This window comes from Marinicellulosiphila megalodicopiae (genome assembly GCF_045862395.1).
In the GTDB taxonomy this organism is placed as follows: domain Bacteria; phylum Pseudomonadota; class Gammaproteobacteria; order Pseudomonadales; family Natronospirillaceae; genus Marinicellulosiphila; species Marinicellulosiphila megalodicopiae.
On record NZ_AP023087.1, the window covers coordinates 2,372,854 to 2,385,681 of the forward strand.

13 protein-coding genes are annotated in these 12,828 nt (G+C 37.2%); 10 read left to right on the forward strand and 3 right to left on the reverse strand.

Annotated features, from left to right (window positions below; translation table 11 throughout):
- The first annotated feature begins 320 nt into the window (after positions 1–320).
- A complete protein-coding gene (locus tag TYM08_RS10050) occupies positions 321–1,121 on the forward strand; it encodes a putative RNA methyltransferase (RefSeq protein WP_422379016.1) in 801 nt (266 codons plus the stop codon).
- A 17-nt stretch (positions 1,122–1,138) separates the two neighbouring features.
- Here the strand turns inward: TYM08_RS10050 and TYM08_RS10055 are convergent, their stop codons facing one another.
- The 3 genes from TYM08_RS10055 to TYM08_RS10065 all read right to left on the reverse strand — a co-directional run bounded on the left by TYM08_RS10055 (position 1,139) and on the right by TYM08_RS10065 (position 3,644).
- Entirely contained in the window at positions 1,139–1,741 is a 603-nt protein-coding gene (locus TYM08_RS10055) for a peptidylprolyl isomerase (protein ID WP_422379017.1), read from the reverse strand.
- Between the two features lie 25 nt (positions 1,742–1,766).
- On the reverse strand, positions 1,767–2,549 hold the full coding sequence (locus TYM08_RS10060) for a peptidylprolyl isomerase (RefSeq protein WP_422379018.1): 783 nt from the start codon (positions 2,547–2,549) through the stop codon (positions 1,767–1,769).
- 81 nt (positions 2,550–2,630) lie between these two features.
- The gene (locus TYM08_RS10065; RefSeq protein ID WP_422379019.1) at positions 2,631–3,644 is read right to left on the reverse strand and encodes a pirin family protein; all 1,014 of its coding nucleotides are present in this window, start codon (positions 3,642–3,644) and stop codon (positions 2,631–2,633) included.
- Positions 3,645–3,810: 166 nt separating this feature from the next.
- Between TYM08_RS10065 and TYM08_RS10070 the strand changes: the two genes are divergently transcribed.
- The 9 genes from TYM08_RS10070 to TYM08_RS10110 all read left to right on the forward strand — a co-directional run bounded on the left by TYM08_RS10070 (position 3,811) and on the right by TYM08_RS10110 (position 12,797).
- Positions 3,811–4,845 (forward strand): PhoH family protein, encoded by a 1,035-nt coding sequence (locus tag TYM08_RS10070; RefSeq protein WP_422379020.1) that lies wholly within the window; start codon positions 3,811–3,813, stop codon positions 4,843–4,845.
- On the forward strand, positions 4,838–5,305 hold the full coding sequence (gene ybeY / locus TYM08_RS10075) for an rRNA maturation RNase YbeY (protein ID WP_422379021.1): 468 nt from the start codon (positions 4,838–4,840) through the stop codon (positions 5,303–5,305). Before TYM08_RS10070 ends, ybeY begins: the two co-directional genes overlap by 8 nt.
- The gene (locus TYM08_RS10080; protein ID WP_422379022.1) at positions 5,302–6,156 is read left to right on the forward strand and encodes an HlyC/CorC family transporter; all 855 of its coding nucleotides are present in this window, start codon (positions 5,302–5,304) and stop codon (positions 6,154–6,156) included. Before ybeY ends, TYM08_RS10080 begins: the two co-directional genes overlap by 4 nt.
- Before the next feature lie 99 nt (positions 6,157–6,255).
- Positions 6,256–7,623, forward strand: a complete 1,368-nt coding sequence (gene purB / locus TYM08_RS10085; RefSeq protein ID WP_422379023.1) for an adenylosuccinate lyase — start codon at positions 6,256–6,258, stop codon at positions 7,621–7,623.
- Positions 7,624–7,717: 94 nt separating this feature from the next.
- Positions 7,718–8,830: a cupin domain-containing protein gene (locus TYM08_RS10090; protein ID WP_422379024.1), complete on the forward strand. Its 1,113-nt coding sequence runs from the start codon at positions 7,718–7,720 to the stop codon at positions 8,828–8,830.
- Positions 8,823–9,419, forward strand: a complete 597-nt coding sequence (locus TYM08_RS10095) for a lytic transglycosylase domain-containing protein (RefSeq protein ID WP_422379025.1) — start codon at positions 8,823–8,825, stop codon at positions 9,417–9,419. Before TYM08_RS10090 ends, TYM08_RS10095 begins: the two co-directional genes overlap by 8 nt.
- Before the next feature lie 238 nt (positions 9,420–9,657).
- Positions 9,658–10,602 (forward strand): WD40 repeat domain-containing protein, encoded by a 945-nt coding sequence (locus TYM08_RS10100; protein WP_422379026.1) that lies wholly within the window; start codon positions 9,658–9,660, stop codon positions 10,600–10,602.
- A 77-nt stretch (positions 10,603–10,679) separates the two neighbouring features.
- Positions 10,680–11,435 carry a ParA family protein gene (locus TYM08_RS10105; RefSeq protein ID WP_422379027.1) on the forward strand — a complete coding sequence of 252 codons (756 nt, stop codon included), beginning with the start codon at positions 10,680–10,682 and terminating at the stop codon, positions 11,433–11,435.
- 111 nt (positions 11,436–11,546) lie between these two features.
- Positions 11,547–12,797 carry an imelysin family protein gene (locus TYM08_RS10110; protein WP_422379028.1) on the forward strand — a complete coding sequence of 417 codons (1,251 nt, stop codon included), beginning with the start codon at positions 11,547–11,549 and terminating at the stop codon, positions 12,795–12,797.
- The last annotated feature ends 31 nt before the right edge of the window (positions 12,798–12,828 follow it).

The following is a 12,828-nucleotide window of genomic DNA, read 5'->3' on the forward strand; positions in this document are numbered from 1 at the left end:
GCTTATTTGTGTGCACGAGAAAATTACTAGAAGCAATTTATAGAAGAAAAGACATCGACATCAAATCGTCACGCATCGACTACTAAAATTCTGGTGCGATTATTTATTTGTCTTCTGCTGAATTAGCTTCCGTTTGTATAATTATTGTTCACCTCCAACACTTTTTGAATACTAAGAATAGTCAAAAGATTTAGATTCAATGGCTAGCGACATATACAATTACTTCAACTTCGATACAATGTGCAATTTTTGTTGACGCAGCTAACTGAGTGATAGCAACAGATGTTTATTAATATTCCCATTTATTTTGTCGAGATTTTATGAATTACCAATGCCCTGTTTGCCAATTAGCCTTAACTCAAATCGACAAAAGCTTAAAATGCGATAATCAACACAGCTTTGATATTGCCAAAAGAGGCTACGTGAATTTATTATTGTCCAATCAAATGAATTCAAAACAGCCTGGTGATAACAAAGAGATGATATTGGCTCGCAGCCAGTTTTTAAACGCTGGTTATTATCAGCCATTAATTGAATGCATTGCCGCGCAATTTAGCGAATTGTCCGTGAAACATTTACTAGATGCGGGATGTGGCGAAGGCTATTACACCGATTACTTGAACCAAACCATTCAACATATTGATGGTGTCGATATTTCAAAAGAAGGCATTTTACAATCAAGTAAACGCAACAAAGCCATCAACTGGTGCATAGGCAGCGTGACATCACTTCCCTATCTAAATGAAAGCTTTGACGCGGTGCTGTCTATTTTTTGCAGAGTTGACGAAAACGAATTTGCTCGAGTATTAAAACAAAACGGTTATGTGTTATTTATTGGCCCTGCGGACAACCATTTACCCAATTTACGCGCCAATTTATACGAAAACGTATTACCGTATCAAACCGACAAACAAGAAGACTATTTCAGTACAGAATTTGAATTAGTCAAAGAGCAAACGCTAAGTTTTGAGTTTGAAGTAAAAGGGGAAGATATTATTCCATTGTTGACCATGACGCCGCATTATTGGAAATGCTCGGTTCAACAAAAAGAAAAACTTGCTCAATTAACGTCTTTAAAAGAGCAAGCGGATTTTAATATTAAGCTGTTTAAGAAGGGTTAAAGCATTTCTTTTTTGAATCACTTAAGCAATACATCTAATTTAGATAAAAAGTGCACAGACTCGATCATAATTGAATCAACAGGCACATCTCTCATGCCTTTTTTAACCGTTGTTTTTGCATTGGCAATCTCATCAACCACATCCATACCCTCTACAACTTTGCCAAATACAGCATAACCGGGCTTATTTTCTTTACCATCCAAAAACAAATTGTCTTTATGATTAATAAAAAACTGACTGCTTGCGCTATCAGGCGCATTGGTTCTTGCCATTGCTAACGTGCCACGTAAATTACTCAAACCACCAATCGATTCATTTACCACGGTTTGCTGGGGGGATTTACGATTCATTTCTTTATCAAAACCGCCCACTTGAACCATAAAATCTTTTATCACGCGGTGAAATATCAAACCATCGTAGAAAGATTCATTCACGTAAAATTGAAAATTCTCAACGGTTTTGGGTGCTTTTTGCGCATCTAATTTTGCAACAATCACACCTTTACTTGTAGTAATCACAACTTGATCAGACATTTGGCTATTTAAAACAGAAGCCGTAATACCTAAGCCTGCTACGACAACAACGGCAACCGATGCCAATGAAATAAGTACTTTATTCATAATATTTTCTCTTTAATAATGGAATTTATTTGCGACAACGTTTTGGGCATTTACATAAAACACGCTTTATATAAGCCAGTGTAAACGCAATCAAACTGAATAAAAGCGTGACAAACCCTGCCTCATTTTCAATTTTTGTTTTCACAGATGACGTGAGTTTATTTTGCATGGTTTGCTTAGGCGTTTCTATTGTTTCATTTTTAAAATAAATAGACTCGATGATCACAGGTTTAACCGGTGAGTTATTATGCGTAATAGCACCAGAGTACGGCGGTTTAAAACGCTGCGTTTTTACAGATTTAATGGAATCAACCACATCCATGCCTTCAATCACTTGACCAAATACGGCATAACCAAAGTTTTTATCATTTTTAGAATCTAAAGATGGATTATCTTTAACGTTAATAAAAAACTGGCTACTGGCGCTGTGCGGCGCTGAGGTTCTGGCCATTGAAATACTGCCACGGATATTGGATAACCCACCAATGGATTCATTTTCTACAGTAAAAGTCGCGGTTTTCTTTTCCATTTTATGGGTAAATCCTCCCCCTTGAATCATAAAGTCTGAGATCACACGATGAAATACAACATTATTATAAAAACCCGTTTTAATGTATTTTTTAAAGTTAGCAACGGTTTTAGGCGCGCGTAACTCGTCTAATTCAATAACGATGTCACCTTTATTGGTTTGCATGACAATAATATTGTGAGAATTATCCATCTGAGTCTGTACGTTGGTTTGAGTCACATCTTGTGCAAACACATTCAATGCAAAAAATATAAGCGCGACAGTCATAAAGGATTTCATGTTATTTCCTAATAGCAAAAAAAAGAGGATTGTAACCTTGTTTGGCGTCCTTGCCAAAGTAGCATTTCTTAAAATAAAGAATTAGCCTGGAATTTCTTCAGTGCCATCAGAATATTTAGCAAACCGCGCTCGATCACCATGGGTTTGCTCAATTTCAGGCCAAGGCCAGCCACCAAATTCAGTGTCACGATAATCCGCAAACGCCTGCTGAATTTCTGCTTGAGTGTTCATCACAAACGGGCCGTATTGGGCAACAGGCTCATTAATAGGATCTCCTTGTAATAACAAAAACTTAGCGGTTTTCGCTCCATTTTTAACGGATACATTCCCCACTGGATCTAATTTAATAGCATGACCCGACGCAACAGTAGTTGAACCAATATCAATAGAATCCCCCTCATAAAAATACAGCATTCTGTTAGTTTGAGTGGCAGCGTTGGGTAATGCCCAATTTGCATCAGCTGATAATTCAACCAACCACACACCAACATGATTATTTTCATCATGAGCCCAACTCATGTTAGGCGCGGTTTCACCTTTGGCTTTCTTATAGCGACCATTAATGACCGTTACTTTTATATCATTTTGGTTGTCGTCTTTTTCATTCACCACGGTTTTGTTTTCATTCCAAAACATTTTGAAATCAGGCTCACACATTTTATTGTGACTGGGCAAATTGATCCAAATCTGAAACAACTCAGCATCATTACCTTGTTGCTCACTTAATAATGGAAACATTTCACCGTGCTGTACGCCTTTGCCAGCCGTCATCCACTGAGTGTCTCCATCACCATATCGCCCCGCCGCCCCCATTGAATCAGAATGATCAATTAAACCTTGAGTGGCTACCGTAATGGTTTCAAATCCTCTGTGAGGATGGGCAGGAAATCCTGGCACTTTAGATCCGTGATACATGCGCCACCCGTCTTTTAACACAAAATCCTGCCCGATTTGACGACCGTTTAAATCATCAACAGGGCCTAATTTACCGTTACCTTTTGGATAATGATCAAGATGGTGTACGCAAAACAAAAATGGATCCAACGCTGGCCATTGAAAATCTAATTTTTGAATATTTAAAATTTGTTTTTTCATAAATTTACTCATTATTGAATCAGTTGACTAAAGTCTACGCTTTGGCATTTATGTGGCAACTGCTATTTGTGCAATAAAAATCCGCTTTTTTGCAAATTATTGCTTTACTCTTTAGTCGACCCTAGTATGCTAGCCAAATCTTTGTAATTAATTAGGCATACTTTCCTTGAGTAAACAAAGTAATAAATCATTGAAAACTGAACAGCGTAAAAACTTAACTTTTAATTTAACGCCCAACCACCCTAGGCGTCTTGCTAGCTTATGCGGACTGGCAAACACCCATTTAATACAGATTGAAGAACGGCTGGATATTAAGATATTAAATCGTGGAAATGGATTTGAAATAGTTGGTGATTTTACGACAGCCAAAATTGCCAAAAAAATTCTTGAGCGCTTATATGTTGAAAGTGAGCAGTCAGAAATCACTCCTGATATGGTTCACATTAATTTGCAAGCATCAAGTATCGAAGCCACTCCAGTTAATACACATGAAGAGGATCACTTATACACCCTAAGAACACCTCGCATGCAAGTTAAACCTCGCGGCCCTAATCAACAAAAATATGTTCACCAAGTATTAACTAATGACATTAATTTTGGTGTTGGCCCTGCAGGTACTGGTAAAACATACCTCGCAGTTGCCGCAGCAGTTCAATCTTTACAAAAAGAAGAGGTGCAAAAAATATTATTAGTCCGCCCTGCTGTGGAAGCTGGCGAAAAACTGGGCTTCTTACCTGGAGATTTAAGTCAAAAAGTTGATCCTTATTTACGCCCTTTGTACGACGCGCTATATGAAATGTTGGGGTTTGAAAAAGTCGATCGATTACTAGAAAAAAATATTATAGAAATTGCCCCCCTTGCTTTTATGCGCGGCAGAACCCTATCAAATGCTTATATCATTCTCGATGAAAGTCAAAACTGCACCGAAGAACAAATGAAAATGTTCCTCACTCGCATTGGGTTTGGATCCACAGCTGTTATTACTGGCGACCCTTCTCAAATTGATTTACAACGAGGGCAACGCTCAGGACTTCGCCATGCAATTGATGTGTTAGATAATGTTGAAGGCATCAGTTTTACATTTTTTGATTCTAAAGACGTGGTACGCCACCCATTAGTGCAACGTATTGTTGATGCGTACGATAAATCAGAAAAACAATTAAAATTCAAAGAACAAGCAGAAAAATCACATAATGAATAAACATATAAATTTAGATGTCGCTTGTGATTCATCTGACATTCCTAAATTAGAAGATTTCCAGAACTGGTTGAATCAAACTGTTGATTTTCCAGTTACTGTTAATATTCGTATTGTGGATGAGCACGAATCTCAAGCAGTGAATTTTGAATATCGCGAGAAAAACAAACCGACCAATATTTTGTCCTTTGAATTTGATTGCCCCGAATTTATCGATCCGAAAGAAACGGATTATTTATTAGGGGATTTATTAATATGCGCTAGCATTGTGAATCAAGAAGCGAATGAACAAAACAAACCTCTCAATGACCATTGGGCTCATATTTTTATTCATGGGCTATTGCATTTACAAGGCCATGACCATATTGATGAAGACGAAGCCATAATAATGGAAAATTTAGAACGTCAAATATTGGCAAAATTTAGTATCCCCGACCCCTATAGGCAAGAAAATACAATATGAGTGAAGATCGATCGAGCAAATCTGAAAATTGGCTTACCCGAATAGGTAAAAAGTTTTCAGATGCCCCCTCAAGTAAAGATGAACTAATGGTAGTTCTTGAACAGTGCAGAGACGACGACATTATCAATGACGATGCATTTGGATTAATCCTTGGTGCATTAGATGTTCAAGATACACATGTTCGTGAAATCATGACACCAAGGGCACAAATGTTCTGCCTTGATTTAAATGATGACTTTTTAGATATCAGCAAAGAATTGGTAAACTCTGCCCACTCCCGCTACCCAGTATTATCTAAATCTGGTGATGAAATTATTGGTGTGTTAATGGCGAAAGATTTATTAAACACCGCCCTATTACATCAGTTTGATTTTGATAAAATCAAAAGCACCCTTCCTGATTTAGTCAGAGATGTATTATTCATACCTGAAAGCAAACGTTTGAATATACTTTTAAAGGAATTTCGTCAACAGCGCACTCATATGGCAATTGTCATTGATGAATACGGCAGCTTTTCAGGCTTAGTGACCATCGAAGATATTTTAGAAGAAATTGTTGGTGAAATCGAAGACGAACATGACGAAGTCGAAGAAGATAATATCAAAAAAATTGAAAACCATTTCTTAGTCAATGCATTAACCCCAATTGATGAATTCAATGAGTATTTTAATTGTCAATTTGAGTCAGATGAATACGAAACCATTGCAGGCATTGTCACTCACGAATTTGGACATCTACCAAAACGCGGAGAAACCATTGAAGTAGAACAATTTTCATTTAAAATTAAACATTCAGATGAACGCCGTATCAAAACGCTTCAAGTTTTCACCAAAAGCACATCCGATTTATAATTTTTAATAAATTGCCCCTCACGTAATACTAGAACTCTCTTTAGTATTACGTCACATCCTTGTATAATCGCGCCTCATTTTTTATCTCAGAGTATTTTCATGCAATTGTCTGCCCTTACCGCAATTTCCCCTATTGATGGTCGATATGGTTCTAAAACTAAATCGCTACGTCCAATTTTCAGTGAATTTGGATTGATTCGAGCTCGCGTTGAAGTAGAAGTTCGTTGGTTACAAGCGCTTTCAAACCATGATCAAATCACTGAATTGCCTGCTTTTTCAAGCGAAGCGAACGCTGTTTTAGATGGCATCGTTGCCAACTTTTCTGAAGCAGACGCGCAAGCGATTAAAGACATCGAAGCGACAACGAACCACGATGTAAAGGCCGTTGAGTATTTCTTAAAAAACACAATTAAAGATCATTCAGAATTAAAAGCATCGTTAGAGTTCATTCACTTTGCCTGTACTTCTGAAGACATCAACAACCTGTCTCACGGTTTAATGCTTAAATCAGGTTTACAAGACGTGATGCTGATTGCGATGCAAGAAGTCACTGACGGCATCAAAAAGCTGGCTCATACCTACGCAGAATTACCAATGTTAAGCCGTACGCACGGTCAAACTGCTTCTCCTACCACAGTAGGTAAAGAAATGGCTAACGTTGCAGCGCGTCTAGAGCGTCAATTAAGCCAACTTAAAAAGATTGAAATCTTAGGCAAAATCAATGGCGCGGTGGGTAACTACAATGCACATTACTCTGCTTATGCGGATATCAATTGGGAACAACACGCAAAGCAATTTGTTGAGTCTATCGGTTTAACATTCAACCCATACACCACTCAAATTGAACCACACGATTACATCGCTGAAATCTACGATGCAATGTGTCGATTCAACACAATCTTAATCGATTTTGATCGTGATATTTGGGCGTATATTTCTCAAGGTTACTTCAAACAAAGAACGATCGCTGGTGAAGTGGGATCGTCAACTATGCCACATAAAGTTAACCCAATTGACTTTGAAAACTCTGAAGGTAACTTAGGGATAGCTAACGCTATTATGGGACACTTGAGCGCTAAATTGCCAATTTCTCGCTGGCAGCGTGACTTAACTGACTCGACTGTACTTCGTGCAATGGGCGTTGGTTTTTCTCACTCTTTAATCGCTTATCAAGCAACCATGAAAGGTATTTCTAAATTAGAAGCAAACGAAGCGCGTTTAGCTGCTGATTTAGACAATGCTTGGGAAGTATTAGCTGAGCCAATTCAAACCGTAATGCGTCGTTATTCAATTGAAGAACCGTATGAAAAATTGAAAGCCGTTACTCGTGGTAAAGCAATCACTAAAGACATGATGATTGAATTTGTTAACTCTTTAGAATTACCACAGTCTGCTAAAGACGATTTACTTGCATTAACGCCAGCTACTTACATTGGTACTGCAATCGAACAAGCTAAAAAAATCTAAGCTTGTTGACTCTATGCGAACAGATATTCTTTCTGTTCGCATCGCTCCACCCCATTCACTTCTTCATTTTTCTTTAAACAAGACCTCATCCATTATGTCGCATCCTACTATTTTTGATATTTCAAACACACTCGATCTTCAAACGTTTATTGAACAATATTGGCAAAAAAAGCCCTGTGTGATTAAAGGCGCTTGGACAGATTTTGAATGTCCTGTTGAGGCAGATGAGCTAGCAGGACTGTCTTTAGAGGACGATGTGGAATCGCGAATTATCAGCAACATTGATGACAAATGGGACGTTCAACAAGGCCCGTTTACGGATGATACCTTTGCACAGTTGCCTGAGCAAAACTGGACACTGTTAATTCAAGGCTCGGATCATTTTGTAGAAGAAGTACACCAATTACGCTCATATTTTGATTTTTTACCTAGCTGGTTGCTAGACGACGTAATGATCAGTTTTGCTACTGACCAAGGCACCGTTGGCGCGCATTATGACCAATTTAATGTGTTTTTATTACAAGCAGAAGGCAAGCGTACTTGGCATTTGGCCAAACAGGCCTTTACTCAAACACCAAAAATGATTGAGCCATTACCGGTTAAAGTGCTTGAAACCATGCCCGAATATGAAACCTTTGAAGTAGAAAATGGCGACTTAATTTATATTCCGCCCGGGTTTGCCCATCACGGCATTAGCCAAGGTAATAGCATAAGCCTATCCTTTGGATACCGAGGCCCAAGTATCAGTGAAACCGTGGGGCAAATTGGCTTTGTATTAGATGAAACCCTAAACGAGTTTAAGCGTTTGTCGTTTGACCCAATTCAAACCCAACCCACTTATATTTCAAAGCAACATATCGCCCAAGCAAAACAACAAATCATCGATCAATTAAGCGATGATGTGATTGCTCAATTGCTTGGCCAACAATTTACCGAGTTAAAACAATCCATCAGCGAAAATAAAATCAGCACCGAACATTTCAAAGCCATGGTTGAACAAGATCAAATTGTTTATAAAGCATTAAATGCCCGTATCGCTTTTACAGATCAAACCTTATTTGCCAATGGCGAAAAGTACAACTGCACAGATTCTCACATAATTGAATTATTAACTGAGCAATGTGAGTTTGGTTTAGGACAAATCCCTACAACTCACCTAGAATTAATTCATCAATTACTTGAGTCTGGCGTATTAGAAAGTGAATAAATTTTGGTTACTGATATTATTGGTTTATTGTCATTCAAGCTCTGGCGCTTTGTATATATACGAAAACAGTCAGGGAAAACAAATTGTCACGAATTTACCAAGCAAACAGTCCGGACACCAATTAATCTATAGTTCCGACCCAACAAACACATTAGGCTTAACGCAAAAAATACCTCCATTAGATTTTGATTCAAAACTCATAACCTGGATTAAACAAGCCTCAAAAAAACACAATGTACCGGCAGCTTTGATATATGCTGTCATACAACAAGAATCCAACTTCAAACAAAACGCCACAAGCTCTAAAGGCGCAATTGGATTGATGCAACTAATGCCAAATACCGCGCAAAGTTACGGCTTATATGATATTTACGATCCTAAAAAAAACATTGATATTGGAACTAAACACTTAAAACGATTACTAACTAAATACCAAAACGATATGAGTTTAGCGCTTGCAGCCTATAATGCCGGCGAAGGAAACGTTAAAAAATATAAAGGCATCCCACCTTTTAACGAAACCAAAGCTTATATAGTTAAGGTGAAGCAATTCTTTTTAATTGCACAGGAAAACAATTCATTACTTTAAATTTGAATGTTTTTTGCACAATTCACATTAAGACTGCTACAGTTAACTTATACCTGTTCTCCCCCTAAGACAGGTTTATTTTTGCCGGCATTAGCCGGCTTTTTTTCGTCTATTCTTTTGTTTATTTTTACTTATTGCTCTTCCACCCATTAGACCTATACTCAATTTATCACTTCAAGAAAACGTAGAATTTACGTTTTTAAATCGTTAGTTTAAGCAGTATTTGTAGTATCGATTTATGAAAATTTCCGTTTTATTATTAATCTGTATAGCTTTAATGGGTTGTGAAGAAATAAATAAACCCATAAAACAATGGTCTGTTGCAACTGAAGGTCTATACAGTGCAAAATTATCCCAAGATGCAGAACGGCTTCTTATCACGTCTTACACCCACGGAGCCAGCTTTTGGAACACAAAGAAATATCAAAGATTATTTAACTGGAATCACGCGCAAGGATTATTTACTCCATTATTTTTTAGTGCAATTTCCAGAGATCAAAAAACGGCAATTACTGCTGACAGTCAAGATTTTGTGGTGTGGGATACTTTGACAGGAAAATCTTTAGGTTTTTGGAGTGCTGGAGATGATATTTTAAGTATTGATATGGATGCAAAAGGAACTTTAGCAGCCGTCAGTACTGAAAACCATAAAGTAACAATATTTGACTTAAAGCTTGGCACAATTATCTCACAAATTGTCTTACCCGCTAAAGCTGAACTCATCAAAATGACCGACTCCGCACGATATGTCATTACAGCGGGCTCAGGACAAAAAGTTAAAGCTTGGGACGTGATTAGCAAGCAATCAAAATACGAGATTACTTTTGATAAACGCATTGATTATATAAGCATAAATGAAACCGCCGATTTAATGTTAGTCCAAGCATTTAGACAAGATGCGGCAATTCATCAATTAAGCACAGGAAAGTTCATTTCAACGCTTTCAAATAAAAATGACGCTATTACGTTTGCTGAATTTGATGATAATGGAAAGAGACTCATTATTGGAACCAGTACCAATAAAATTGAACAATGGCAGCCTATATTATCTAAAAAAATTAAAATTTGGCAATTACCAAAACAAAGTTCTAGTCAATTCTCTACAGACTCAGTTTTGGACATCAAAGAAATTAACAATCATTATTTAGCCATTTCCACTGATGGATATTTATATTTACTTTAAAAAATTTAGGGAAATTATTTACATTAGTTTACATAGTCTATACTCAAATTAACTGAGCTAAAAATGAACGAGTAAAGATGACAATTTTAGAATCTCAACCCCACACTTTTGAACCCGAGTCGCATCCTTTAAACTTTTTAAGCAGTGCTCAGGCCAAATCTAAGCCATTGGAAAATAATCGTTGCAAACGGATTTTGATAGCCAATGGAAAAGGTGGTTGTGGAAAAACCACCATCGCAACCAATATAGTAAGTTATTTTGCTAAACAGGGTCATAATACAGCATTAATAGATTGTGACCCCCAAGCGTCAAGCTTGCATTGGTGGAAAGATCGCAATCAAGAACTGCCCTTTATTTATGCTATTGATGGTTGTAAATCTCAAGGGTTAGCAACAAAAAGCTGGTTGATGAAACAATACCCCATTGATACGCGATACGTTGTGTATGATACCCCCGCAGGCTTATGTGGACATCAGCTTGATGATTTAATTCGCCAAAGTGACTTAATAGTGATTCCTGTTGCACCATCTGCCATAGACATTCGTGCAACAACTGACTTTATTAAAGCAGTATTACTTAGCCCTAATTTAAGAAACAGCAAAAAACGCCTTGCGGTTGTTGCAAACAGAGTCAGAAAAAATACGCTTATTTATGGCAAACTCGAAAAGTTCTTACAAAGTTTACACATTGATTTTGTAACCAGTTTTCGTGATACACAGAATTACGTCCGTACTAGTGAATTTGGCTTAGGGATTCACGATTTAAACCAAACAAACCCAAATGATAAATTAGAATGGGATCTTTTAATTAACTGGATTGATAACCAAGCTTAAAAACACCTTCTTACACAATTAATGCAAATCATTATCATTTACATATTGTTTCGACTTAGGTATAGTGCCGCCACATATTATAAATACTAGCGACATTAGCCGAGAATATTCATGAACAAAAAATTAATATTGACTTCAATCGCCGCATTAATTTCTGTTAATGCTTACAGCAAAGACATATCAAAACAAGACGTTGTCACCCACTATGCTGATCTTGCATTAGCTAACTACAGCGAAGCACTTATAACAGCTAAAACGTTAAATACTGCAATTGATGCTTTTATCAAATCCCCTTCACAGTCCACTCAAAATCAAGCAAAATCTGCATGGTTAGACGCTCGTGTTGCCTACCAACAGTCAGAAGTATTTCGATTTGGTAATGCAATTGTTGATGACTGGGAAGGCCAACTGAATGCTTGGCCATTAGACGAAGGCTTAATTGACTATGTTGATCACTCAAGTTATGAATTTGAGTTAGGAAATGACGGCGCTCAAGCAAACATCATTGCCAGTCCAAACATTTCAATTGGTGCGGATTCATTTGACTCATCTTTAATTACAAAAGACATATTAATCAGTTTAAATGAAGTAGCAGGATCCGGCGCTAATGTTACAACTGGATATCATGCCATTGAATTTTTATTATGGGGACAAGATTTAAATGGAACAAATCCAGGCGCTGGAGAACGTTCATATACGGATTATTTAACAGGGGATCAATGTACCAATAATAATTGCAAGCGCCGTGGCGAATATTTGGATACGGTTTCAGATCTTTTAGTTTCTGATTTAGCATACATGGTTAATCAATGGTCAGAGAATCAATCTAACTATCGCTCAGAATTATTATCAGAAGACTCAAACACAGTATTAAGAAAAATGTTATTTGGCATGGGCAGTTTATCTTTAGGTGAATTGGCTGGTGAACGCATGAAAGTAGCGTTAGAAGCGAATTCAACAGAAGATGAGCATGACTGTTTCTCAGACAACACTCATAACTCTCATTACTACAACGCTCAGGGCATTAAAAATATTTTATTAGGCACCTATAAAAAACTAAATGGTGACTTAGTCATAGGAGCGTCACTTTTAGATTTAGTAAAACAAAAAGATGATAAATTAGCTGCTCAAGCTCAAAATACATTTAATGCTACAACAGCTGCGCTACAAGCACTGGTTGATAGCGCCGAAAAAAATAATGTTCACTTTGACCAATTAATTGCTCAAGGCAATAAAGAAGGTCACGCGATTGTCAACAATGCAATCAATGCATTAGTTGCACAAACAGCCATTATTGAAAAAATTGCAACTTTATTAGAAATCGATCAATTAGATCCAGATACAGCTGATCACGAATTTTAAGAACGTAACTTATCCTGCATTAAGCATTGCT

Coding starts and splice junctions, on each gene's coding strand:
- TYM08_RS10050 (WP_422379016.1), top strand. CDS start 321: ATGAATTACCAATGCCCTGTTTGCCAATTAGCCTTAACTCAAATCGAC.
- TYM08_RS10055 (WP_422379017.1), bottom strand. CDS start 1,741: ATGAATAAAGTACTTATTTCATTGGCATCGGTTGCCGTTGTTGTCGTA.
- TYM08_RS10060 (WP_422379018.1), bottom strand. CDS start 2,549: ATGAAATCCTTTATGACTGTCGCGCTTATATTTTTTGCATTGAATGTG.
- TYM08_RS10065 (WP_422379019.1), bottom strand. CDS start 3,644: ATGAAAAAACAAATTTTAAATATTCAAAAATTAGATTTTCAATGGCCA.
- ybeY (WP_422379021.1), top strand. CDS start 4,838: ATGAATAAACATATAAATTTAGATGTCGCTTGTGATTCATCTGACATT.
- TYM08_RS10080 (WP_422379022.1), top strand. CDS start 5,302: ATGAGTGAAGATCGATCGAGCAAATCTGAAAATTGGCTTACCCGAATA.
- purB (WP_422379023.1), top strand. CDS start 6,256: ATGCAATTGTCTGCCCTTACCGCAATTTCCCCTATTGATGGTCGATAT.
- TYM08_RS10090 (WP_422379024.1), top strand. CDS start 7,718: ATGTCGCATCCTACTATTTTTGATATTTCAAACACACTCGATCTTCAA.
- TYM08_RS10100 (WP_422379026.1), top strand. CDS start 9,658: ATGAAAATTTCCGTTTTATTATTAATCTGTATAGCTTTAATGGGTTGT.
- TYM08_RS10105 (WP_422379027.1), top strand. CDS start 10,680: ATGACAATTTTAGAATCTCAACCCCACACTTTTGAACCCGAGTCGCAT.
- TYM08_RS10110 (WP_422379028.1), top strand. CDS start 11,547: ATGAACAAAAAATTAATATTGACTTCAATCGCCGCATTAATTTCTGTT.